This window comes from Pseudomonas paraveronii, assembly GCF_963681955.1.
Classification (GTDB): Bacteria; Pseudomonadota; Gammaproteobacteria; order Pseudomonadales; family Pseudomonadaceae; genus Aquipseudomonas; species Aquipseudomonas paraveronii.
Map to the genome: position 1 here is coordinate 3,738,192 of NZ_OY817130.1, position 22,654 is coordinate 3,760,845.

Below are 22,654 nucleotides of genomic sequence, written 5' to 3' on the forward strand. Positions count from 1 at the left end.
GTATTGGCTGACACACTGCTATCGGGGGCAAGCCCCCTCCCACATTTTGAAGCGGTGAGTGCCCAGGAGTTGTCAGTCAATTGCGACCGCACCCATCTGGTCACAGCAGGGTTGTGGCACAAATCCAAGTCATGAAAAAGCGCCGGAGCCCCGCGTAACCACTTTACGGAGCGCTTAAGATCAAGATCAAAAACAAAGCCGAGGCGACCTGATTTCGCAAGCGAACGCGCTCCCCCTGTAGGAGCTGGCGCGCACTGTAAATGTGGGAGGGGGCTTGCCCCCGATAGCGGTGGCTCAGTTACAGATGTATTGGCTGACACACTGCTATCGGGGGCAAGCCCCCTCCCACATTTTGAAGCGGTGAGTGCCCAGGAATTGGGGGCCTTCCAAAAGTGAGCCGCTGTAAGAGCTGAACCATAAGAGGCCGCTACCGCAACAACGGATATGTACTCCATCACCGCTGCGTCCCCCCCGAAGCCGGCACCGCCCTGATCACTGCCCTCGGTCCAGCCCCCGGAATCGCCTTCTCCACCGGCGGCAACTGCGGCGCCTGCACATCCGGCAGCGCCCAACTGCGCTCCGGCTGCAAGCCACCCTGCGCCCGGCGCATAAACTCATAGCGGTTCAACGTAATACTGCGCCCGGCGCCACTGTCGCGAATGATGTAGGGCCGCAAAAACACCATCAGGTTGGTCTTGTTCACACTGCGCTTTTCATTGCGAAACAACGCGCCCAACCCCGGGATATCCGACAGCCACGGCACCGCGTCATTGCTCTGGCTATAGCCGTCCTGCAACAACCCGCCGAGCACCATGATCTGCCCGTCGTCCAACAGGATGCTGGTATCGATCGCGCGCTTGTTGGTCACCGTGCCCGCGTCCACCGACGCCCGTGCGTCGACGCTGCTGACTTCCTGGTAGATATCCAGCTTCACCGTGCCGCCTTCGGAAATCTGTGGACGCACGTTGAGTTTGAGCCCCACCTCTTCGCGCTGCACGGTCTGGAACGGGTTGTTGCTGGTGCCGCCGCCGCCCGTCACATAGCTACCGGTGACGAACGGAATGGTCTGCCCGACAAAAATGCTCGCGGCTTCGTTGTCCAGGGTCAACAGGTTCGGTGTCGACAGCACGTTGGTGCCGCCCTTGCTCTTCAAGGCGCGGGCCAGCACTTTGAGGTCGAGCACCTTGCCGATCCCGGGGATGTCGACGCTGCCATCGACCAGGCCGATATTCAGGCCCTTGGGCAACACATCGATGCTGGTCTTGCCGGTCGACGTGCCATTCACCCCGCTGCCGCCCAGGTTGACCCCGCCAAAACCGCCCTTGCCGCCGAGGTTGCCGGCCTGCCACTGCACGCCGAATTCGCTGGCGTCGTCTTCGTTGACTTCAACGATCAGGCTTTCGATCACCACCTGGGCGCGGCGCTGGTCGAGCATGTCGATCACTTCGCGCAGGTTGCGGTACAGCGGGTCCGGTGCGGAGATCAGCAAGGTGTTGGTGGTGGCGTCGGCCTGGATCGTCACGCCGCCGGCGCTGAACGCGGTGTTCTGATCGCTGCCGGGGCTGCTGCCGGTCGCCGGTTTATCCTGGCCATACCCGGCCTGCACGCCGCTGCCGGTGGGCGTGCCGCTGCTGTTCTGCGCGGTGCTGTTGCCCTGGGTGCTCTGGGCATTGCCGCCCATCGCACTGAGTTTGCCCCGCGCCTCGTCGCTGACGCCGGCCTCGCTCTCGCCAGTGAGTAAGCCACGCAGCGACTGCGCCAACTTGCCCGCCTGGGCGTTGCGCAGGTAGACCACGTGCATGTTGCTCGGGTTGCTCTGGGCATTGTCGAGCTTGTAGATCAGGTTGCGCGCCAGCTCGGTACGCTCGGGGCTGCCGGAACGGATGATGATCGAGTTGGAGCGCGGGTCACCGATCACGTTGATCTTCTGGGTCTGATCGGCCCCTTGAGTTTCCAGGAGTTCACTGACCATGGCGGCGATGTCCACGGCGATGCCGTTCTGCACCATCACCACGTCGGTGTCGATGGCGCTGGGGGTGTCGATGCCGTCGATGATCTGCGCCACCCGAGCAAGGTTTTCCGCGTAGTCGGTGATGACGATGCTGTTGTTACCGGGGTAGGCGTTGATCGGGTTGTTCGGCGAGACGATCGGGCGCAGCACCGGGATCAGGTTCACCGCGTTTTCATATTGCAGGCGGAAGGTGCGGGTCTGCATGCCGCTGCTGCCGGCGCTGTAGATCGGCCCGCCGAGCAACTTCGCATCGGCTTCCGGCACCACCTGCGCCACGCCGCCGACGTCGACCACGCTGAAGCCCTGCATGCGCAGCGCCGCCAGCAGCATGTCGTAGGCTTGATGCGCCGGCACCTGGCCTTCGCTGACCAGGGTCAGGTTGCCTTTGACCCGAGGGTCGACCAGAAACTGCTGGCCGGTGGCACGGGACAGCGCACGCACCACCGCCTGGATGTCGGCGTCGACAAAATTCAACTGCACCGGCTGATCACCCAGTGGGTTGCGCGTCTTGACCGCAGCCGGCGCGTGGCCACGGGCGCTGTTGGTCAGCGGATGCTGGACGCGGGGCTTGGGCGCCGGCTCGCGCTGGCGCTCCAGCACGCTCTCGCTGCTGCGCCGGGTGTCGGCCAGGGGTTGGCCGAGTTCGCTGTCCACCAGCAACGGTGTGGTCGGCGACGGGTGGTTGCTGCACGCGCTCAAGGCCAGTAACAGCAGCGGCGCGACCTTGCGAAAAGGCGCAGGGTGGGGGACTGACCACTTCATGAAGCTTCCTTAGCGCCAAGCGCCTGATCCATGCGAACGGTCCCGGACACAGTGCCGGCCGAGTTGTCGACAGCGTCCGCGCTACGCTGCAAGCGCGCCTCGGACACCTCCAGGGAAAACGAACGGGGATTGCCCAGTAACCAGTCCATCACCGCATCGGCCGGCGCGTTGTCGAAGCTCAGGCGCCAGCCACCGGCATCCAGCGCCTGCAACTGGTAACGACCTTGCAGGCCGGCGCTATCCAGGGCCTGTTGCAGCGCCGCGGCATCGGCGGGCCGAGGCGCCGCGACGCCCTGCAACAGCGCGTGCAAAGTGTCGGCCTGGGCGCGCAACTTGGGCGTTTCGGCCTGCCAATACGCAATCTTCTTCAAGGGTGGCTGAATCAGCACCAGCCAGGTCAACAGACTGGCCAACACCAGGCCGGCACCGCTGAGCATGCGTTGTTCGCGCAGGGCCAGGCCGCTCCAGAACGCCTGGACCTGGCTGCGTAGGCGGCGCCACTTATTCATCAGCCGCTCCCGGTTTTTCAGCGCCGTCCACCGGGCCGAGGGTCCAGCCGTGCTCATCGCGCGTCGCGCCAAACCCGGCCTGGGCCAGCGCCGCCTGCCAATCGCCTTGCAGGGCGGGGCTACGGCTGTCGGCCAGCAACCCGAGGTGCAAGCGGCCCTGTTCGAAGGTCAGGCTGTCGACGTTGCTCACCATGAACGGCAGACTGCTGCCGGCGACTTGCAGCAGACTGCCAAAGCGCTGGCCGGGGTCGGCAGCGGCGCCGGTTTGGCGGGCGGCCAACTGTTGGCGGGCCTGCTGCAAGGGGTTGAGGATCACCGGCAGTTCGGGGAAGGCCTGGCGCACTTGCTGGCTCAGCAGCGCCTTGAGTTGCTGGCCTTCGCTCGCCTGGCGGGCGGCGTACAGGTTCAGGCCCAGGGTCCAAATGGCAGTGGCCAGGGCGACAGCGGCCAGCGCCCTGCCCCAGCCGCCGCTCGCCGGTTGCCTGAGATGGCCGTGCAAGCCCCAGCCGGGTACGACGCCGCTCCAGCGCTGTGCCTCCTGCACCAGCGGCACCTCCAGCCCTTGATCCAACACCTGTTGCCCGAGCGGATGCACCGTCGCTTGTTGCACGCTATGGCGTGTCAGCAAATAACCGTCGTGCATGGCCGCAGCGCCTGGCGGCAAGGCATACGGCGCCGGGTACAGGCCGCGCAACGTGAGCTGCCCCTGCGCCAACACCTGGCCCAGTCGCGCCAACCCGGCCTTGGGCACCCAGGCCACCTGCACGCGCCCATCGCTGTCACGCGGGCCGTGGGCCACCTGCATCTGCTCCACCGGCCCGAGGATCAACGCCTGTGCGGCACAGGCCACGGCGGCGGCGGTTTTGGCGGCGGCCAGCGGCGGCAGGTCGAGGCCGGTCAGCAGGCTGTCAGCGGGGTGCAGAAAACACTCCACCTGCGGCTTGGACCGACCCAACTGCAGCAGGCTTTCACGGCCTTCGCTGACCACCGCGCCACGCTCCAGCCAGGCAAATTGCACCTGGCTGTCGGCCGTCAATTGATCGAGTGGCGGCAGGCCGATCCGCAGGCGTTTCATGCGCCCACCCGCGACCAGATCACCTGGGGCCGGCGGTCTTCGGGGCGATGCAACAACACGTCGAGCGTCACCCGCCTCTGTTCACGGCGGGCCTGGCCCTGCAGGCGAAACCACTCGCTGGTAATGCCCACCTGCACGCTCTCCACCGCCACTTGCGGCAGGTGCAGGCGGTTGACAAAATCGCCGCGGTTGATAAACCAGCGCCCGCTGTCGCGTTCAGCCACCAATGCCTGGGCCTGGGCCAGGCTGAGTTGCGGCACCACCGCGCTGAGCACTTCGGCGCTGGCGGTGTTGCCGTTGACCCAGGTATTGCCGGGCAGCACGCTGATGAAGGTCTGCAGGCGCCGTAGCAACAACGGGTCGAGGCCGTCGATGCCGCTCAAGTCATCCAGGCTGCGCAGCATCGGGTAGCGGGCCGGCAGCAGCGACGTGTCGGCACGTTGCTCATAGGACCCGATCACTCGCCGGCTGATGCGCTGGCTCACGGCCGCATCGATGCCGATCAGGCGGCACAGGCGCTCGAAAGCTTGCAGTTGTTCGGCGTCCAACCGCTGGCGATTGACCAGGTTGCGCAGGTTGAACTTGCCCTGCTCGTCCTCCAGGCGCCCTTCAAATGCGCCGCGCTGAGGACGTGCCCACGGTTGATCAAGACGGGTCAGCACGTCCTTCTGACGGGCATCCCAGAGCAACAGCCGGCTGTGTTCCAGGCTGCCTTGCAACAACCACTGGCCCTGAATGCGCAATTGCTCAGCCTCCACGCTGCGGGTGAATACGCTCTGACGCGTGAGCATGGCGCCGGCGATCACCGCCACCACCGCCGCGATCAGCAACGCGCTGATAATCGCCATGCCGCGCTGCTTCGCCGCTGCGGGCGAATGCCGTTTCATGGGGCGCCTTATAGCTGCCAGGAGCCAATATCGGCATTCACGCCGTCGCCATCCGGTTGGCCGTCGGCGCCCAGGGAGAACACATCCACCTCACCGTTGGCGCCCGGGTTGAGGTAGTGATAGGCGTGGCCCCACGGGTCATTCGGTAGACGGTCGAGGTAAGCGCGCCAGTTGCTGTTCTTCGCATCCGCCGGGCGCTCCACCAGGACTTTGAGGCCCTGGTTCATGCTCGGGTAGGCGCCGTGGTCGAGGCGATAGAGTTTCAGCGCCTGCATCAACCCGCCGATGTCCTGTTTCGCGGCGGTGGCACGTGCCTGGTCCGGGCGATCGAGCACCTTGGGCACCACCATCGCCGCCAGAATCCCAAGAATAACCACCACCACCATGATCTCGATCAGGGTGAAGCCACGCTGGCCGCGAGGGCCTGGCAGTGGGGATGTTAGGCGTGCGATATCCATCTCGACATTCCTTGGCTTGAGTGCATTTCGGGGCGCAGTGTTGCAAGAACACATGTCAGTCGTATTGAAAATCCTCGGGAGTTTCGGTCGCCAATCGGTCAACTGCCGGCGCTAGGCTGCGCACCTGTTTCCAGGCTTTGAGAACGCCATGCGCAGGCACCGCAACGAGCGAGGTTTTACCCTGATTGAAGTGCTGGTGGCGCTGGCGATCATCGCGGTGGCCATGGCCGCGGCCGTGCGCGTGGCCGGGCTGATGACCCAGAGCAACGGCCTGTTGCGCGACAAGTCGATGGCGATGCTAGCGGCGCAAAGTCGCCTGGCGGAGTTGCAGTTGGAGGGGCGTTTCCCGCCCGGCAAAAAGACCTTCGAGTGCGATCAGGGCCGCTTGAAACTGCGTTGCGAGCAGACCATAAGCAGCGGCTCCGATAGCCGGCTGGTGCAGGTCGATGTGCAGGTGCGGGACATCAGCCGCGAGGCGCCGCCGTTGGCCCGCGTGGAGACGTCGTTGGCCAGGCCACAGGTCAAGGCCGAGTGAGCCGTGGCAAAGCGGGTGCCTGCGGCAACGTGTCGAGCTGCACGCGCACCTTCTCGCCGCCGCGTTCGATCTCGACGCCGTCGCCCGCGATGGCCGTCAAGCGCACACCTGGGCTGAGGCGCTCGCCGAGCAAAAAGCTGCGCGGCGGGCCATCGTTGAGGCTGAGGATCGCCACCGCACCCCGCGCTCCGGCCAAGACCCCCGAGACCTTGACCTGCAATGCCGTCGGCGCCGTGGAAAACCACTGCAACGCCGGGTTATCGCTGCGCGCCGCCACATCGGTTGCGGCCGGCGGCGTGTGGGATTCGGCAGTGCTGAGCAGCAACGGCGTCCATACCGCCACGCCGGCCAACGCCGCAAGCAAGGCCAGCGCCTGCACGCCGTGGGCGGCAGAGAAACGAAGGGCAAATGTCATGGGGAGGACCTCCTGTTTGTCCGTGGCACCAGCCTACAGGCCAATTCGCACGTTTTTATTTCATAACCTCGCCAGCTTTCCAGGTGCCGCCCCATGAAACAGCAAGGTTTCACCCTGATCGAGTTGATGGTGGTGCTGGTGATCATCGGCATCGCCAGCGCCGCCATCAGCCTGACGATCAAGCCCGACCCGCTGCACCTGCTGCGCAAGGATGCCGAGCGTTTGAGCCAGTTGCTGCAAGTGGCCCAGGCCGAAGCCCGCGCCGATGGGCGGCCGATCACCTGGCGCGCGGACGCCAAGGGGTTCCGCTTCAACCGCCGCAGCGATGACGGCCTGGGCGTGGAGTCGTTCCAGGGCGACGACCAGTTGCGCCCGCGCCCGTGGGAGAGCACGCCGATGCAGGTGACGATCGAGCCCCGGCAAACCTTGGTGCTCGACGCCGAATGGATCAACCCGCCGGTGCGGGTGGAGCTGTCCGACGGGCAACACCGCCTTAACCTGCAACGTGATGCCGCCGGTTTGATGCGCGTGGTGAGCCCGCCATGAGCCGCGCCCAGCAAGGCTTCACGCTGATCGAAGTGATGGTGGCGATCATGCTGATGGCGCTGGTCAGCCTCATCGCCTGGCGCGGCCTCGACAGCGTGACCCGCGCGGATCAGCACCTGCAGGCCAGTACGGAACAGACCGAGGCACTGTTGCGGGCGCTGAACCAGTTGCAGCGCGATCTCAACATGCGCGCCAGCGTTGAGTTGAGCGTGCCGGCTTCCCTGCAAGAGGAAAAATCCAAGCCCCGCGGGTTGGCGGCGGTGACGGTGGGCAGTTCCGACAGCAAGGGTTTTCGCCTGGACGTGATCCGCAGCGCGCCGGTCGCGGGGGATGGGTTGCAACGGGTGCGTTGGTGGCTCAAGGGCGACAGCCTGTACCGCGCAGCCGCACCGGCGCGGGATCGTTTTCCGTTGCCGGCGGCGAAGGATGGGGTGGTGGTGTTGACCGGGGTCAGTGATGTGCAGGTGCGGGTGTGGGAGGCGGACAAGGGCTGGCGGCAGTTGAGCGGGAATCGGCGGGAAGATCCGCTGGGGGTGGAGGTGAGTCTGGTGCGGCAGACGGCGCAGGGGGTGGAGCGGTATCGGCAGGTGGTGGGGCCGCTTTGGTAGGGTTGGGTGATGGGGGGATATTCGTTTTTTCGGTAATGGCGGCGGCTGAGTGCATATCCGTTTTTTTGGTAACGGCTGCTTATGGTTCCGCTCTTACAGCGGGTCACTTTGGAAAAGCCCCAAAGTAACCAAAGGGCTCTTGCCCCACCACTCGGCACCTCGCCTAGGCTCGGTGTGCCCGAACGCAGGCATTACTCCGCGGGCCGCCGTCACGGGCCATCCATGGCCCGGGACGGCTAAACCGGCATCCCTGCCGGTTTACCCGCTGCGTAATACCTGCGTTCGGCCAGCGTGGTTTTACGGGGCGCCTAAGATCAAGAGCCAGAGCCAGAGCCAGAGCCAGAGCCAGAGCCAGAGCCAGAGCAGAATGAGGTCTATCTGATCCATGGAGATCAAAATGTGGGAGGGGGCTTGCCCCCGATAGCGGTGGATCAGTCATGCATGTAGTGACTGACACACTGCCATCGGGGGCAAGCCCCCTCCCACATTTTTGACCGGGTTCGGCTTCCAGGATCAGGTCGGCTATAAGGCCGCCTCGCTTTTGCTTTGGCTTTTGATCTTAGGCGCCCCGTAAAACCACGCTGGCCGAACGCAGGCTTGAATCCGTGGGCAACCCGGCAGGACGCCGGGTTAGCCGTCCTGGGCCAAGGATGGCCCATGACGGCGGCCCACGGATTCAAGCCGGAGTGAGGGCACACCGAGCACTAGCGAGGTGCCGAGTGGTGGGGCAAGAGCCCTTTGGTTACTTTGGGGCTTTTCCAAAGTGACCCGCTGTAAGAGCGGAACCAATAGCCGCCGTTACCGCAGCAATGGATATGTACTCAATCCAACCCAAAAAACGTCGGCCAACCTAACTCAACAACACCACCCCCCCCGGCAATTCCGTACACTTCGCCCCATACGCATCACGAATCAACAACGCCACCCCCGCCAACTGCTGCAAATTGAACCGCGCCTGCACCCGGCGCTGGCCCAGTTCTTTGTTCAACAACACCAACATCCCCGGTCGATACCGGTTTATCTCATCCACCACCGTCGCCAGCGTCGCGTTGTTGAACACCAGCACCTGCTCACGCCAGGCCACCACCGCCTGGGTGTCCACCGTCGCCACCTCCCCGATCACGTCGGCGCCATAGGTGAGTTGCCGGCCACTCTCCATGTGCACAGTGCGCCCGGCGACATCCACCGACAGCCACCCTTCGATGCAGGTCACGCACACATTCCGATCGGTATGCCGCACATTGAACCGCGCCTGCGCCGCACTGACCCAGCCCGCGCCGGCCTGGACCTTGAGCGGTTGGGCCACGCGGGCGCGCACTTCGACTTCGCCTTCGAGCAATTCGATCCCCTGCCCCACCCGGCTGATGCGCGTCTGGGTATTGAGTTCCAGGCTCACGCCGTCGCTCAACAGGACCTGGCGCTGCTCGCCGACCTCGGTGCGATAGTCCGCCGTCAAGCCGGCCAACCCACCCGGTGCGCCGACGCCCACCATCACCAACGCCGCCGACGCCGCTATCGCACCGCCGAGGAAGGCCCGCCGGCCAAAAGGGCGCGGGCGCTGCGCCTGTTCAATCTCAATCGCCGTGCCCAATTGCCGCCACAACGCCTTGGTCTGCTCGAACGCCTGGGCATGCTCCGGGCTCTGGGCGCACCACGCCTTCAGGGCTTTGGCATCCGCCACGGTGGCGCGGCCCGAGGTCAGCAGGAGCAGCCAGTCGCGGGCTTCATCGTGCAATGGGCTGGCGGGGGTTGCCCGGGCGGTGGAGAGGCTAAAAATGTTCAAGCGCGCAAATACTCACGGTTTTATCAGGGACTCAACACTAAGACGGTTTTCCGGCCCCGGGACCGAACCGCTGGATGACTTTTCTTTCCAGACGCTTGGCACAGTGGCCCAGGGCGGCCTTGATTTCTTTTTCGACCATGCGCGTGGAAATCCCGAAGCGCTGGGAGATTTCCAGGTGCGGCGCTTCTTCCAGGCGCGCGGCGATGAGGATCTTGCGCCGGCGTGCCGGCAGTTCGTAGAGGGCCTTGACCAGAGATTGGATTTCTTTTTGACCACCCACCACCCGCGAGGGGTCCTGGGCTTCGTCGGCGCTTTGCAGCAGCTCTTCAACCTCGCTGCCAGTCAACAGGCGGGCGTCGGCCTCGCGGCGGTCGGCAGCGATGTTCAAGGCCATGCGGTACAGGTAGGCATTGGGTTGCGCCAGGTTCGGCGGCACGTCCATGCGGTCGACGCGCAGGTAGGTTTCGTGCAGGACGTCGTTGGCCAGGTCCTCCGAGCCCAGGCGCTTGCGCAAACGCACCTTGAAGTCCTCGTAGGACGCCAGGAACAAGCTGACCATCGTACTGTGCCCGGAATCTTTCATCCGCCCCAGGCTCCTGTCCCTGCTGTGCATTCCATGCGTGTTCCTGTTGTGTCGGGCATCAAAAGTAAAGTCACCGGCTGGCGCAGCGAACTGGGCGCCGGGCGTTCGACCCGGGCAGCGCCCAGGCTGCGCACCAGGGCTTCATCGCGTTGTTCATCGCCAGTGGAACTGACCAACCGGCTGTATTCGATCAGCCCCTCAGGGCTGACCCAGAGTTGCACCAGCGCCCTGAAACTCCCGGGGCGGGTCAACGGCGAACGGCACAGGCTGGCTTCGATCGCCTGTTGCAACGCCGTGGCATAGCTGTTGTTGATCCGTGCAGCGTTGCGCGCCGATGCACCACGGCTGGCAGGCGGTGGGCTGACCTCGGGCAGCTGCAAGGTGAACGCATCACTGCGCGCATAGCGCGCCATCAGGCCACTCCCGGTCAGCAACATCGCCAAAGCCTCCTGCGCCGTGAAGCGCCCGCGCACGCTGATGGCGCGCCGGCCCCGCGTCAGTTCACGGTCGACCAGCACCGCCATGCCGGTGGCGCGGCTGTACGCTTGCAGTGCGTGCTCCAGATCTTGTGCCGGCAGGTCCAGTACCAACAGCGGCGGCTCTGCCCTCGCCGGGGTGCCCCACGCCAGCAGCAACAGCAAGGCCAGGGCGCCGATGGCACGCCGCAAGCCCCGCTGCTGCTCCCCCGCTCTGCATTGCTGCACGGCCAACGTGTCCTTGAAAACCGTCATCCTGAGGCCAATTTATGAACCTGATGTTACGGTGATAGCAAAAAAAACATCACGGTGATGGGAAACCCGCTGCACTACACTTTCAAGCCTTATCGGCCCAATTTCCCAAGGCCCGCCAGGAGGCCCCATGAAGCGACTCCCCACCCTCGCCAGCCTGTTGCTGTGTACCGCGCTGCCCCTGCTCGCCCACGCCGAAACCGCCGCCAAAGGCTGCACCGAGGTGACGGTGGATGGCTATAAGGCTCCCGACTATGGCTGCCTGGGCCAGCAGATGGGCAACAACGCGGACGCGGCCAAAGCGGCGCAGAAGAACCGCGAGGCGCAAAACATCCCGGTGCAAAAACGCCCGCCAAATCAGGTGGGATTGTCCACCCCGGCGGCGACCAGCATTCGCATGGGCAATACGTTCGGGACGTCGGTCAAACCGCAGCGGCCTTGAGCCGCTGACTGGCCATCAAGGCTGAACCACTCAACCGAGCACGCCCATACAATTCGCTTGGCGGCCCTGCCCCCTAATCTCCTGACTTTCCAAAAAGGCGGGAGAGTAGGCATGTACAAAAAAGTCAGGACGGTATCGCTGGCATTGACGCTGTTGACCGGCGCCATGATGAACTGCGCCTTTGCGGCGACGCCGGCGGTCGCTGTGGCACCGCAATATGACACGAGCCATGTGTACGTCGCCCCGGCCGATGTGGACCGCTTCACCCAGAGTTTCCTCGCCACTTTCGGCGGCAGGAGCACACCCCAGGTGGTGGTGAATGTGCTGCCGGTGCCCAGCAGCACTACCTCGCAGTTGCTGCAGACGCCAGCAGGCACGGTGTCGCTGTTTGGCTTCACCACCCCCATCCCGCATCCGTTCGGCCAGGAACGCAACGGCTATCTGGTCAAGGACATGGACGCCGCGCTCAAAGCCGCCCGGGACAACGGTGCGGCGGTGATCGTCAGCGACTTTCCCGACCCGATTGGCCGGGATGCGGTGATCCAATGGCCAGGTGGCGTGAACATGCAGCTCTACTGGCACACCAAGACCCCGGACTACACGGCGTTCCAGACCCTACCGGAAAACCGCGTTTACCTCTCCGCCGATCGGGCCGACACGTTCATCCGGTCGTTCCTGGGCTTCTCCCATGGCAAGGTGCTGGCCGATGACAAGCACGCATCCGCTGTCGATGTGGGCCAGGTCAGCGGTACCTACCGGCGCGTCGATATCGAATCACCGTTCGGACGCATGGCGGTGCTGGTCACTAACGGCCAACTGCCCTACCCGTTTGGGCATGAAACCACCGGCTACCAAGTGGCGGACCTGACAGCCACGCTGGGTAAAGCCACCGGCTCGGGTGCCAAAGTGTTGGTGCCGACCTTCACCAGTAAAAACCGGCGCAGCGCATTGGTTGAATTCCCGGGCGGCTATATCGCGGAAATTCACCAGCTCAACACGGCGCAGTGAACCCATGCCCATGCCCATGACTCGACGCACCGGCTGGGGCCTGGCAGTGCTGTGGCCGCTGCTCGCCAGCAGTGGCCACGCAGACGAGTTGGCCACGCGACCGGCGATCAAGACCAACCGTTGGCAGGAAGACTGGTCCGTGCTCAGCGACCCGGCGCTGCGCACGCAACCACTGGACAGCTTGAAGTACCTCCCGCTGTCCAGCGCCAACCCATTCACCTACCTGTCCCTCGGCGCAACATTGCGCGAGCGCTTCGAGATGAACGATGCCAGCGGTTTTGGCGTACACAATGTGGCCCGTGATAGCTACTTGCTCCAACGCTTCCAGGTCCACGCCGACCTGCACTTGAATGAAAACTGGCGTGTGTTCACCCAACTCGAAGATGTGCGGGCCTACGACAAGACCACGATCGGCGGCGCCGATCAGAACCGCGTGGACCTGCGCCTGGCCTTCGCCGAATACATCAACACCTTCGACGCCGGCACCTTCAAGAGCCGTATCGGCCGCCAGGACTTTGCCTTTGACTTGCAGCGTTTCATCTCGTCACGGGACGGCCCGAATGTGCGGCAATCTTTTGATGCGCTGTGGGCCGACTGGGAGACCCGTCAGTGGCGCTTTATCGGCATCGCCAGCCAGCCGGTGCAGTATCAGGACGGGCGGCACTTCGATGACAAATCCAACAGCGATGTGCGTTTTCACATGCTGCGGGTCGAGCGACTGGTGGGCGGCAAGAATGAGCTGTCGGCCTACTACGGCGTGTATGAGCGCAGCACCGCGCACTATCTGGATGCGGATGGCGATGAAACCCGCGATTTGCTCGACGTGCGCCTGGGCGGCGCAGCCCAGGGTTTCGACTGGGACATCGAAGCCATGCTGCAAAGCGGCTCGGTAGGCAACAAGGATATTCGCGCCTGGGCCGGCGGCAGCCGCACCGGATATACCTTCGATAGCCTGGCGTGGAAACCGCGCATCGGCCTGCAATTGGATATTGCCTCGGGCGACCGTAAAACCGGCGACGGCACACTCGGCACGTTCAACCCGTTGTTTCCCAACGGCTACTATTTTTCCCTGGCGGGCTACACGGGCTACAGCAACCTGATTCACGTCAAGCCCTCGATCACCGTTCAGCCTATCGACAAGCTGAGCGTGCAGACCGCCGTCGGCCTGCTCTGGCGGCAGACCACCCACGACGCGGTCTACACCCAGCCGAACTTGCCGGTCGCCGGCACCGCAGGCCAGGGTGAGCGCTGGACCGGCGCTTACGCTCAACTGCGTACCGACTATGCGTTTACGCCAAACCTCAGCGGCGCGGTCGAAGCGGTGCATTACGCGGTCGGCCGGACCTTGCGCGATGCCGGAGGCGACGACAGCAATTACTTGGGGGTCGAGCTCAAGTTCAGTTGGTGACCCCAAGCAAGCACACCCATACAAGCCCTTTGCCCGGATTGGGGCAATAGTGATCCTGATGTTTTTCGTTCCTCAACCAAGGAGTTTTCCATGAGCACATTCGTTGCCAAAGACGGTACCCAGATCTACTTCAAGGACTGGGGCAGCGGTAAACCCGTGCTGTTCAGCCATGGCTGGCCGCTGGATGCCGACATGTGGGAATACCAGATGGAATACCTGAGCAGCCGCGGCTTTCGCACCATCGCGTTTGATCGTCGGGGTTTCGGCCGCTCTGACCAGCCGTGGACCGGTAACGACTACAACACCTTTGCCGACGATATCGCTCAACTGATCGAACACCTGGACCTCAAGGACGTGACCCTGGTCGGCTTCTCCATGGGGGGCGGCGACGTCGCGCGCTACATCGCCCGCCATGGCAGCGCCCGTGTCGCCGGCCTGGTGCTGCTGGGGGCGGTGACGCCGCTATTCGGTCAGAAACCGGACTACCCGCAGGGTGTGCCCACCGATGTGTTCGACGGTATCAAGGCCGGCCTGCTGAAGGATCGGGCGCAGTTCATTGCTGATTTCAACCTGCCGTTCTTCGGCATCAACAAAGGCCAGAAAGTCTCCGACGGCGTACTGACGCAAACCCTGCAAATCGCCCTGCTGGCATCGCTCAAGTCGACCGTGGATTGCGTCACTGCCTTCTCCGAGACCGACTTCCGCCCGGACATGGCCAAGATCGACGTGCCGACCCTGGTGATCCACGGCGATGGCGATCAGATCGTGCCGTTCGAAACCACCGGCAAGGTGGCAGCCGAGATGATCAAGGGTGCCGAGTTGAAGGTCTACAAGGATGCGCCGCACGGGTTTGCAGTGACCCACGCCCAGGCCTTGAATGAAGACCTGCTGGCGTTCCTCAAGCGCTGAAGCGCTTAGACTCCCCTCTCCTTATTTTGGCCGGGCTTGCCCGGCCTTTTTTTGTCAGGCAACACGCTGAGCGAGGGTGAAACGACCCGGCCCGGCGATCAGCACGCTGGTGAAAATGATCAACAGCAGCCAGCCGAACTGCCCCTCCAATAACGTCCACTCCGGGTGCACCACCAGCATCGCGATCAACAGCACCGCGAGGATCGGCAGGCAGGCCAGGCGCACCAGCACCCCGGCGATGATCAACAGCGGGCACAGTACTTCGGCGCCAATCGCCAGCAGCAACGTGATGTGGGCGCCGAGGTGAAACGGGTCTTCGATCAGTTTCAATTGCTCGCTGTAATTGAGCAGTTTGGGCATGCCATGCACCCAGCACAGGAACAGCGCGCCGCTGACCCGCAGAAACAGCAGACCCACATCCTGATTTCTTGATTCGTTCATAAGCGACCTGTCCGTGAAATGACTGCCGCCGATTGTGTGCGCAAAGACGCCGGCGAGCTTGCAAGCGTGTGCTGACCTCAGTCCCCGGTGCCGGCAAAGCCCGCGACGATTTCATCGATCACCACCCGCACCCGCGCGGTGTGGCGCAGGTCGGCGTGGGTCACCAGCCAGACGTCGTAGGGCATAGGCCGAGTGCGCTCCGGCCAGAGACGTACCAGCCCGTCGCGTTCGCCGGTACACACCGGTATCTCACCGATACCGATGCCGGCTGCAATGGAACGGCGCACCAGCAGGCCGGAGCTCAGGGTGGCTGCGATGCGGCCGCGGCCCAGGGGTTCGCAGACCAGGGTCATGTCCTTCTGGCTCTGCAGATAGGCGTGGTAGACCACCAGATCATGGCCTTCGAACAGGCTGCCGGGCTCCGGTGCGCCGTGGCGATCGATATAGGCCTGGGAGGCAAACAACCCAACCGGCCAACGGGCGATACGCCGCGCGATCAGGTCGGGGCTGTCCGGGCGCATGTTACGCACGGCGATGTCGGTTTCGCGCTTGGCCAGGCTGAGAAACTGGGTGGAGGCGTCCAGATGCACGCACACGTCGGGGTGCAGCTCGTGCAGGCGGGCAATCGCCGGGATCAGGAAGTCGATGGCCAGCGAGTCGGTGGTACTGACCCGCACGGTGCCGGTCAGGCGCTCGTCCAGGCCTTGTATCTGGCGCTCCAGGTCGAGGGCCGAGCGTTCCATTTTTTCCACGCTACGCAGGGCGGCTTCGCCGACGGCGGTCAGCGCGTAGCCTTCGGAAGTGCGCAGGAACAGGGTGGCACTCAAGGCCTTTTCCAGTGCGTTGATCCGCCGACCGACAGTGGCCTGGTCGACCCCCAATACCCGCGCCGCGCCACGTAAGGTCGACTCGCGGCAAACCGCCAGGAAAACCCGTGCATCATCCCAATTCATGCCCCCTCCTTATGCTGCATATATGCATCACTTAGCTGCATACTCGCAGCGTTATTGCATCATGCAACGGGGCTATGCTGAGCGCCAGAGAAAACCCTCAGGACCGCCGTCATGCCCGACACTCACACCCCTCCCCGCCGCGCACTGTGGTTACCGATCTTCGCCGGCCTGTGCGCCAGCCTGGTCAGTATCGGCCTGGCGCGCTTCGCCTATACCCCGCTGATCCCCTCGCTGATCCAGGCTCACTGGTTTGCCGCCAGTGACGTGGTGTACCTCGGCGCCGCCAACCTGGTGGGCTACCTGGTCGGCGCACTGATCGGACGGCCCCTTGCCCGGCGCACCTCGAACACGGCCGCCTTGCGGCTGATGATGGTGGCCGTGACCCTGGCGTTCTTTGCCTGTGGCTTTCCCTTATCGTTGCTCTGGTTCTTTGCCTGGCGCCTGCTGTCGGGCATCGCCGGGGGCGCGATCATGGTGCTGGTGGCGGCGACGGTGTTGCCCCACGTACCCGCGGCGCGTCGGGGCCTGGCCAGCGGCGCGATCTTCCTCGGCATCGGCCTGGGCATTGCAGGCTCCGGGACGATTGTGCCGCCGTTGTTGAGCCTGGGTTTGCAACAGACGTGGTTCGGCCTGGGCCTGTTGGCGCTGGTATTGACGGCAGCGAGCTGGTTCGGCTGGCCTTCGGGCACCCTGCATGAAGCGGCACCGCAAGCCAACGCGTCCGCCGCGACCCCGCCGGGCGTATACCTGCTGTTTGGGCAATACGCGTTCATGGCCACCGGGCTGGTGCCGGCCATGGTGTTCCTGGTGGACTACGTCGCCCGTGGCCTGGGGGCCGGGCCGCACGTCGGGGCGATGATCTGGGTAATGTATGGCCTGGGGGCGATTGTCGGCCCGGTCACGTATGGATTTCTCGCCGACAAGCTCGGTGCGCGCTTAAGCATCCGCCTGGTACTGGCGGTGCAGGCGATTACGGTCGGCCTGCTGCCGGTCTCCCGTTCGTTCACCGCGTTGGCGCTGCTGGCGGTGATCCTCGGTTCGTTCCCGCCGGGTATCGTGCCGCTGGCATTGGCGCGGGTTCATGAGCTGGTGCCCAACCATCACCATCAACAGCTCGCCTGGAGCCGTGCTACGGTATCTTTCGCCACGTTCCAGGCGCTGGCAGGCTTTGCCTACTCGGCGCTGTTCAACGGCAGCGGCGGCCAGCATGCCCTGTTGTTCATGATCGCGGCCGGGGCCATCGTGGTCGCGCTGCTGCTGGAACTGGGCATGATCCTGCTGAACCGCCGCCCCTCAGATGCGGTCCCAACCCATACGCTCATCGCTACAGGAACTCTCGAATGACGCTCCCGCACGAAATGACCCTGATCGAAATCACCCAGCCCGGCGGCCCCGACGTCCTGCAACCGCGGCGGGTCGCCGTACCGGTGGCTGGCCCGGGCGAGATCCTGATTCGGGTGCAGGCTGCCGGGGTCAATCGCCCGGACGCGTTGCAACGCGCCGGCAAATACCCGCTGAAACCCGGTATGAGCCTGATTCCGGGGCTGGAAGTGTCAGGTGAAGTGGTGGCGCTCGGTGACGGTGTCAGCGCATACGCCCTCGGCGACAAGGTGTGTGCCCTGACCAATGGCGGCGGCTATGCGCAGTTTTGCGCGGTGCCCGCCAGCCAGGCGCTGCCGATCCCCGAAGGCATGGACTGGATTCAAGCCGCCGCCGTGCCGGAAACCTTCTTCACCGTGTGGGCCAACCTGTTCGGCCTCGGCGACGCGCACACAGGCCAGCGCGTATTGGTCCACGGCGGCACCAGTGGCATCGGCACCACCGCGCTGATGCTCTGCCGCGAGTTCGGCATCCAGGCCTTCGCCACCGCCGGCAGCGCCGACAAATGTGCGGCCATCGCCAAGCTGGGCGCCGAACCGATCAATTACCGCGAGCAGGACTTCGCCGACGTCATCGCGCAAAAGACCGATGACAACGGGGTTGATGTGATCCTCGACATCATGGGTGCCTCGTACCTGAACAACAACCTCAAGGCCCTGGCCATGGACGGTCACCTGGTGATGTTGGGCTTTCTCGGGGGTGGCAAGGCCAATGACGTCGACCTGCTGACGATCCTCGCCAAACGCGCGGTGATTACCGGTTCACTCTTGCGCGCACGCACCCGGGAGGAAAAGGCCGCGATTGCCGAACAACTGCGCGAATACATATGGCCCGTGCTGGCCGCCGGGCGTTGCCTGCCGATCATCGACAAGGTCTACGCATACACCGATGCCGCCCAGGCCCATGCGCGGATGGAAGGTGGGGAGCATATCGGCAAGATTGTGTTGCAGGTGGCGTGACGCCTAAACAGGCGCCTCGATGCAGAAACTGTCGGGCCTAGGCAGGGCTCGACAGTTTCCACAAAAACCGGCCTTTGCGACCCAGTCGACAACCTATTCGGCATGCACCGGGTAATCGATATAGCCCACCGCATTACCGCCATACATCCCCTCCGCCCGCAGCGGATTCAACGGCCAGCCATTGAAAATCCGTTGCGGTAAATCCGGGTTGGCGATGAATGGACGCCCGAACGCAATCAGGTCGGCCAGCCCCGCGTCGACCAACCGCGCACCGCGCTCGGCGGTGTAACGCCCGGCGTAGATGATTCGGCCTTGGAAGGTGTCACGCACGGCCTGACGGAACGTGTCGGGCAAGTCGGGCGCGTTGTCCCAATCAGCTTCGGCAATGGAGACGTAGGCGATGCCCGCCGCTTGCAGCACCTTGATCGCTTCGAGGTAGGTGTGGTGCGGGTCGTCTTCCACCAGGCCGATGTACACCCGGTCCTGGTCGGTGCCGCTGAACAACGGCGAAAAACGTACACCAAGACGTTCCGGTCCAACCACCTTGCTGACCGCCTCGACAATCTCACGCAAAAAGCGCAGACGGTTGTGCAGCGAACCACCGTACTCATCGTCGCGCTGGTTGGCATGGGCCGAGATGAACTGGTTGACCAGATAACCGTTGGCCGCATGGATCTCCACCCCGTCAAACCCCGCGTCCAGCGCATTGCGTGCGGCCTGTGCGTAATGCCCGACCAGTTCCTTGACCTCAAGGGTGGTCAAGGCACGGGGCACGGGCGGTTGTACCAGGTCACCTACGCCAGGCCCGGTGGCGATAAACGCCTTCGCTTGCTCGGCCTGGATCGCGGACGGTGCGACGGGCGCGGCGCCGTCAGGCTGCAACGCGTTATGGGACACCCGGCCCACATGCCAGAGCTGAGCGAAGATCACCCCGCCTTCGGCATGCACCGCGTCGGTGACGGTGCGCCAGCCATCGATCTGCGCCGGGGTGTAGATGCCCGGTGTCCAGGCGTAACCCTGGCCACGCGGCTCGATCTGCGTGCCCTCACTGACCATGAAACCGGCCGAGGCGCGTTGACGGTAATACTCGGCCATCAACTCGGTGGCGATGTCGCCGGGTTGCGCGCTGCGTTGGCGCGTCAGCGGTGGCAGGACGACACGGTTCTTCAAGGTGTGGTGCCCGAGTTGGATCGGGGTACTTAAAACACTGTGGGTCATTCGAAAGATTCCAAATTCAGGACGAACGAAAGCGTCGGCGGCTCCTGAGAGCCGCCAAGCAATGAAGCAGTAAAAGTGAGCGATTAACTTACGCGGTGAGTTTCAGCAGGGCCTTGGCCACAGCGCTGGAGCTGGCGGGGTTCTGCCCGGTGACCAGCAAACCGTCTTCAAGCACAAAGGATTGCCAATCGGCGCCCTTCTCATACTTGCCGCCCAGGGCCTTGAAATCGTTTTCAATCAGGAACGGCACCACCTCGGTCAGGCCGACTGCGGCCTCTTCCGCGTTGGAAAAACCGGTGACGCGACGGCCCTTGACCAGCGGTTCGCCATTGACCGCCTTGACGTGGCGCAAGGCGCCCGGTGCGTGGCAGACAAAACCGATGGGCTTGCCGGCCCGCTCGAACGCCTCGATCAGGGCGATGGACACCGGCGACTCCGCCAGGTCCCACAGTGGGCCGTGGCCACCTGGATAGAACACGGTGTCGAAGTCGGCGGTGTTGATCGTGTCCAGCTTGACGGTGTTGGCCAGGGCCTGCTGCGCGGCCGGGTCGGCGGCAAAGCGGCGGGTCTGTTCGGTCTGCGCATCCGCTTGATCACTCACCGGGTCCAGCGGCGGCTGGCCACCGGCCGGGGAAGCCAGCACCACATCGGCGCCGGCGTCCTTGAACACGTAATACGGCGCCGCAAACTCTTCGAGCCAGAAGCCGGTCTTGCGGCCGGTATCGCCCAGCTGGTCGTGAGAGGTCAGTACCATTAATACTTTCATTTTCCAGTGCCTCGATAGGGTGAAGGTCAGTGTGTGTCAGGGCAACCCAACAGCTGTCGGGTCAGTAGCAGCGCCTGATCAAAAGGCGCGGATGTACGGGTGATCTTGCTCATGACGCTGGTCCCCAGCCATAACGCATACAGGCTGTGGGCCAGGCTTTGCGGGGCTTGCGTGACTGTCAGCGAAGCGTCTTCGACGCCGCGTCCAATCGCGTCGGCCAGCAAGGCGATGGTCCTCGACGTGCCGCGATCCAGGGCCAATCGCATGGGCTCTGAAAGGTCTGACACTTCCGCACCGAGTTTGACGGCAAGGCATTTGCCCGCGTCGGTGCAACCGGTCTGATTGTCGATCCAGCATTGCCAATAGCGCATCAACTTGGCGTGCTGGGATAACCCAGGCGCGTCGAACAGTTGCGCCATCCCCTGCACGTAGTGATCGAAGTAGGTATCGAGCAATACGACACCGAATGCATCTTTGGAGTGGAAGTAGTGATAAAACGAACCTTTCGGCACATCGGCAGCTTGAAGTATTTCGTTCAGGCCCACCGCAGAAAACCCTTTGGCGCCGACAATCGATTGCGCCGTCTCCAGAATGGTCTGCCGTGCACTTTTGGTTGCGCTGTTCATGCTTCACTCCGTCCGATTAGACCAGTCGTCTAGTTCGTGGGGTGAATGTTAGGAGCCGGGCCGGACGCCCACAATGTCATATGCGCAAGGATTCCGGACATGAGGCGAACCCGGTTGCCGTTTTCCCGGCACGCGCCGACAATCGCCCCTCCCGCCCCCGTTGGAGAATGGCGATGCACAGCGTTGCGCTGATGGTTTACCCGAACTTCCAGTCCCTGAGCCTCAGCCTGGGCTCGGTGTTCGAGTGCGCGAACCTGCTGCGCGGCGAGCCGGCCTATGAGTTTCACTTGGTGTCGGAGAGCGGCGGCGCGGTGATGACATCCCAGGGGTTTTCGGTGAATACCACGCCGATCCGGCCGCAGGGCTATGACACCCTGATCGTCAGCGGCTACCTGGAGTTTCGTCTGCCGGAGGCCAACCTGCTGGAGCTGGTCAAGGCTACGTCGGCGCAATCGCGGCGTGTCGCCTCGCTGTGCACCGGCATTTTTGTGCTGGCCGAGGCCGGATTATTGGCGGGTAAGCGCACCACCACCCACTGGATTCACGCGCCGGCGTTTCGCAAGCGCTACCCGGATATCCAGTTGGAAGAAGACAAGTTGTTCGTCGTCGACGGTCAGATCTGGACCGGCGCCGGCATGAGCGCCGGGGTCGACCTGGCGCTGGCGATGGTGGAGAACGACCTGGGCAGCGACCTCGCCCGGCGTATCGCGCGCAAGCTGGTGATTGCCCAGCGCCGGGGCAGCGAACAGTCGCAGCTATCGGCGTTGCTGGAATTGGACCCCAAGTCCGACCGCATACAACTGGCCCTGGCCTACGCCCGCGAAAACCTGACCCACGACCTGTCGGTGGAAGCCCTGGCCGATGTGGCCAGGCTCAGCCCGCGCCAGTTCAGCCGGGTGTTTCGCGAAGAAACCGGGCAGACACCGGCCAAGGCCATCGAGTCACTGCGGGTGGAAGCCGCGCGGGCGATGATGGAAACCAGCCGCCACCCGGTCGAGGTGGTGGCCCGCGAAACCGGCTTCGGCGACCGCGAGCGCATGCGCCAGGCGTTTCTGCGCGCCTTTGGGCAACCGCCCCAGGCCATGCAACAGGCTTTTTTTGGCGAACGCAGCGCTTAGTGCAGCGACGCCCGCGTAATCAGGTAACTGGTCAGTTGCGGATCATCGTCCAGCTCGAGGGTCTGCACCGGGCGTGGCAGGTTATCCAGCACGGTGCGCCAGAACGCCTGGGACACTTCATCCTGATCATAGAAGCGCACCAGCCAGTTGGCCGCGCCGCTGCATAGCACCTGGGTGGCGATCGCGCTGCCGATGCCCTTGCGGCGGTAGCGCTTGAGGATGAACAGGTCGGCCAGTTCCAGGGCGTCGATGCCCGGCAACTCACTGCCTTCGATCAGCAGGAAACCGGCGATATAACCGTCGACCAGCAGCAGGTTGGCGCTCCATTGCGGGTCTTGCCAGTAGCGGTTCAGGTGTTCGTCATGGATGTAGAAGCGGCCGTCCGCCTCCACATCTTCTTGCTCCCAGTCCGAAGACTCATAGGCGTAGTACTGGTACAGGTTGCGGATCAGCTCGGACGCTTCCGGGCCGGTCTGGATCAATTCGACGGTGGTTTCAGGCATGAGGCTCTCGGTGAAAAAACGCA

25 protein-coding genes are annotated in these 22,654 nt (G+C 63.9%); 10 read left to right on the forward strand and 15 right to left on the reverse strand.

Annotated features, from left to right (window positions below; genetic code table 11):
* Positions 1–454: 454 nt before the first annotated feature.
* The 5 genes from gspD to gspG are packed head-to-tail and all read right to left on the reverse strand — an operon-like array spanning position 455 to position 5,702.
* The gene (gspD, locus tag U5A08_RS17075) at positions 455–2,773 is read right to left on the reverse strand and encodes a type II secretion system secretin GspD (protein ID WP_321847607.1); all 2,319 of its coding nucleotides are present in this window, start codon (positions 2,771–2,773) and stop codon (positions 455–457) included.
* Positions 2,770–3,282: a type II secretion system protein M gene (gspM, locus tag U5A08_RS17080; RefSeq protein ID WP_253396599.1), complete on the reverse strand. Its 513-nt coding sequence runs from the start codon at positions 3,280–3,282 to the stop codon at positions 2,770–2,772. Before gspM ends, gspD begins: the two co-directional genes overlap by 4 nt.
* The gene (gene gspL, locus U5A08_RS17085; RefSeq protein WP_253396601.1) at positions 3,275–4,357 is read right to left on the reverse strand and encodes a type II secretion system protein GspL; all 1,083 of its coding nucleotides are present in this window, start codon (positions 4,355–4,357) and stop codon (positions 3,275–3,277) included. Before gspL ends, gspM begins: the two co-directional genes overlap by 8 nt.
* Positions 4,354–5,244, reverse strand: coding sequence for a type II secretion system minor pseudopilin GspK (gspK, locus tag U5A08_RS17090; protein ID WP_321847610.1), 891 nt, complete (start codon positions 5,242–5,244; stop codon positions 4,354–4,356). The genes gspL and gspK overlap by 4 nt, the downstream gene beginning before the upstream one ends.
* A gap of 8 nt (positions 5,245–5,252) precedes the next feature.
* Positions 5,253–5,702, reverse strand: a complete 450-nt coding sequence (gene gspG, locus U5A08_RS17095; protein WP_321847611.1) for a type II secretion system major pseudopilin GspG — start codon at positions 5,700–5,702, stop codon at positions 5,253–5,255.
* 148 nt (positions 5,703–5,850) lie between these two features.
* Between gspG and gspI the strand changes: the two genes are divergently transcribed.
* Entirely contained in the window at positions 5,851–6,237 is a 387-nt protein-coding gene (gene gspI, locus U5A08_RS17100) for a type II secretion system minor pseudopilin GspI (RefSeq protein ID WP_253396607.1), read from the forward strand.
* On the opposite strand, the gene U5A08_RS17105 is transcribed toward gspI, so the two are convergent.
* Positions 6,224–6,652, reverse strand: coding sequence for a type II secretion system protein N (locus U5A08_RS17105; protein ID WP_253396609.1), 429 nt, complete (start codon positions 6,650–6,652; stop codon positions 6,224–6,226). The two genes, gspI and U5A08_RS17105, sit on opposite strands and share 14 nt — an antisense overlap.
* Before the next feature lie 93 nt (positions 6,653–6,745).
* Here U5A08_RS17105 and gspH point away from each other — a divergent pair, with 93 nt between their 5' ends.
* Together gspH and U5A08_RS17115 are read left to right on the forward strand one after the other, a co-directional pair.
* Positions 6,746–7,198, forward strand: coding sequence for a type II secretion system minor pseudopilin GspH (gene gspH, locus U5A08_RS17110; RefSeq protein WP_321847614.1), 453 nt, complete (start codon positions 6,746–6,748; stop codon positions 7,196–7,198).
* Positions 7,195–7,806 (forward strand): type II secretion system protein GspJ, encoded by a 612-nt coding sequence (locus U5A08_RS17115; protein WP_321847617.1) that lies wholly within the window; start codon positions 7,195–7,197, stop codon positions 7,804–7,806. Before gspH ends, U5A08_RS17115 begins: the two co-directional genes overlap by 4 nt.
* Positions 7,807–8,656: 850 nt before the next feature.
* Here U5A08_RS17115 and U5A08_RS17120 read toward each other — a convergent pair.
* From U5A08_RS17120 to U5A08_RS17130, 3 genes are read right to left on the reverse strand one after another with little or no spacing between them, the layout of a single operon-like run.
* Positions 8,657–9,589, reverse strand: coding sequence for a FecR family protein (locus U5A08_RS17120; protein ID WP_253396616.1), 933 nt, complete (start codon positions 9,587–9,589; stop codon positions 8,657–8,659).
* Positions 9,590–9,626: 37 nt separating this feature from the next.
* Complete coding sequence (locus tag U5A08_RS17125; protein ID WP_247408728.1) at positions 9,627–10,172, reverse strand: RNA polymerase sigma factor; 546 nt, start codon at positions 10,170–10,172, stop codon at positions 9,627–9,629.
* Positions 10,169–10,813: a secretin and TonB N-terminal domain-containing protein gene (locus U5A08_RS17130; protein ID WP_321852242.1), complete on the reverse strand. Its 645-nt coding sequence runs from the start codon at positions 10,811–10,813 to the stop codon at positions 10,169–10,171. Before U5A08_RS17130 ends, U5A08_RS17125 begins: the two co-directional genes overlap by 4 nt.
* Positions 10,814–11,030: 217 nt before the next feature.
* On the opposite strand from U5A08_RS17130, the gene U5A08_RS17135 reads away from it, so the two are divergent.
* The 4 genes from U5A08_RS17135 (at position 11,031) to U5A08_RS17150 (ending at position 14,667) form a co-directional block, all read left to right on the forward strand.
* Positions 11,031–11,342, forward strand: coding sequence for a hypothetical protein (locus U5A08_RS17135; RefSeq protein ID WP_321847620.1), 312 nt, complete (start codon positions 11,031–11,033; stop codon positions 11,340–11,342).
* A gap of 111 nt (positions 11,343–11,453) precedes the next feature.
* A complete protein-coding gene (locus U5A08_RS17140) occupies positions 11,454–12,350 on the forward strand; it encodes a glyoxalase (RefSeq protein ID WP_253396620.1) in 897 nt (298 codons plus the stop codon).
* Positions 12,351–12,366: 16 nt separating this feature from the next.
* Positions 12,367–13,758: an alginate export family protein gene (locus U5A08_RS17145; protein ID WP_321852244.1), complete on the forward strand. Its 1,392-nt coding sequence runs from the start codon at positions 12,367–12,369 to the stop codon at positions 13,756–13,758.
* A 90-nt stretch (positions 13,759–13,848) separates the two neighbouring features.
* The gene (locus U5A08_RS17150) at positions 13,849–14,667 is read left to right on the forward strand and encodes an alpha/beta fold hydrolase (protein WP_253396622.1); all 819 of its coding nucleotides are present in this window, start codon (positions 13,849–13,851) and stop codon (positions 14,665–14,667) included.
* Between the two features lie 54 nt (positions 14,668–14,721).
* Here the strand turns inward: U5A08_RS17150 and U5A08_RS17155 are convergent, their stop codons facing one another.
* Together U5A08_RS17155 and U5A08_RS17160 are read right to left on the reverse strand one after the other, a co-directional pair.
* Complete coding sequence (locus U5A08_RS17155; RefSeq protein ID WP_253396624.1) at positions 14,722–15,108, reverse strand: DoxX family protein; 387 nt, start codon at positions 15,106–15,108, stop codon at positions 14,722–14,724.
* Positions 15,109–15,185: 77 nt separating this feature from the next.
* Positions 15,186–16,061: a LysR family transcriptional regulator gene (locus tag U5A08_RS17160; protein ID WP_321847622.1), complete on the reverse strand. Its 876-nt coding sequence runs from the start codon at positions 16,059–16,061 to the stop codon at positions 15,186–15,188.
* Between the two features lie 111 nt (positions 16,062–16,172).
* Between U5A08_RS17160 and U5A08_RS17165 the strand changes: the two genes are divergently transcribed.
* Both U5A08_RS17165 and U5A08_RS17170 read left to right on the forward strand, forming a co-directional pair.
* Entirely contained in the window at positions 16,173–17,405 is a 1,233-nt protein-coding gene (locus tag U5A08_RS17165; RefSeq protein WP_321847623.1) for a YbfB/YjiJ family MFS transporter, read from the forward strand.
* Positions 17,402–18,400 carry an NAD(P)H-quinone oxidoreductase gene (locus tag U5A08_RS17170; RefSeq protein ID WP_321847624.1) on the forward strand — a complete coding sequence of 333 codons (999 nt, stop codon included), beginning with the start codon at positions 17,402–17,404 and terminating at the stop codon, positions 18,398–18,400. The genes U5A08_RS17165 and U5A08_RS17170 overlap by 4 nt, the downstream gene beginning before the upstream one ends.
* Before the next feature lie 93 nt (positions 18,401–18,493).
* On the opposite strand, the gene U5A08_RS17175 is transcribed toward U5A08_RS17170, so the two are convergent.
* From U5A08_RS17175 to U5A08_RS17185, 3 genes are all read right to left on the reverse strand, one after another.
* Positions 18,494–19,618, reverse strand: a complete 1,125-nt coding sequence (locus U5A08_RS17175) for an alkene reductase (protein WP_321847627.1) — start codon at positions 19,616–19,618, stop codon at positions 18,494–18,496.
* Between the two features lie 88 nt (positions 19,619–19,706).
* A complete protein-coding gene (locus U5A08_RS17180; RefSeq protein ID WP_321847628.1) occupies positions 19,707–20,384 on the reverse strand; it encodes a type 1 glutamine amidotransferase domain-containing protein in 678 nt (225 codons plus the stop codon).
* Positions 20,385–20,410: 26 nt separating this feature from the next.
* A complete protein-coding gene (locus U5A08_RS17185) occupies positions 20,411–21,010 on the reverse strand; it encodes a TetR/AcrR family transcriptional regulator (protein WP_321847629.1) in 600 nt (199 codons plus the stop codon).
* 173 nt (positions 21,011–21,183) lie between these two features.
* On the opposite strand from U5A08_RS17185, the gene U5A08_RS17190 reads away from it, so the two are divergent.
* Positions 21,184–22,128 (forward strand): GlxA family transcriptional regulator, encoded by a 945-nt coding sequence (locus U5A08_RS17190; RefSeq protein WP_321847631.1) that lies wholly within the window; start codon positions 21,184–21,186, stop codon positions 22,126–22,128.
* Here the strand turns inward: U5A08_RS17190 and U5A08_RS17195 are convergent.
* Positions 22,125–22,631: a GNAT family N-acetyltransferase gene (locus U5A08_RS17195; protein ID WP_247408585.1), complete on the reverse strand. Its 507-nt coding sequence runs from the start codon at positions 22,629–22,631 to the stop codon at positions 22,125–22,127. The genes U5A08_RS17190 and U5A08_RS17195 overlap by 4 nt on opposite strands.
* Positions 22,632–22,654 lie beyond the last annotated feature (23 nt).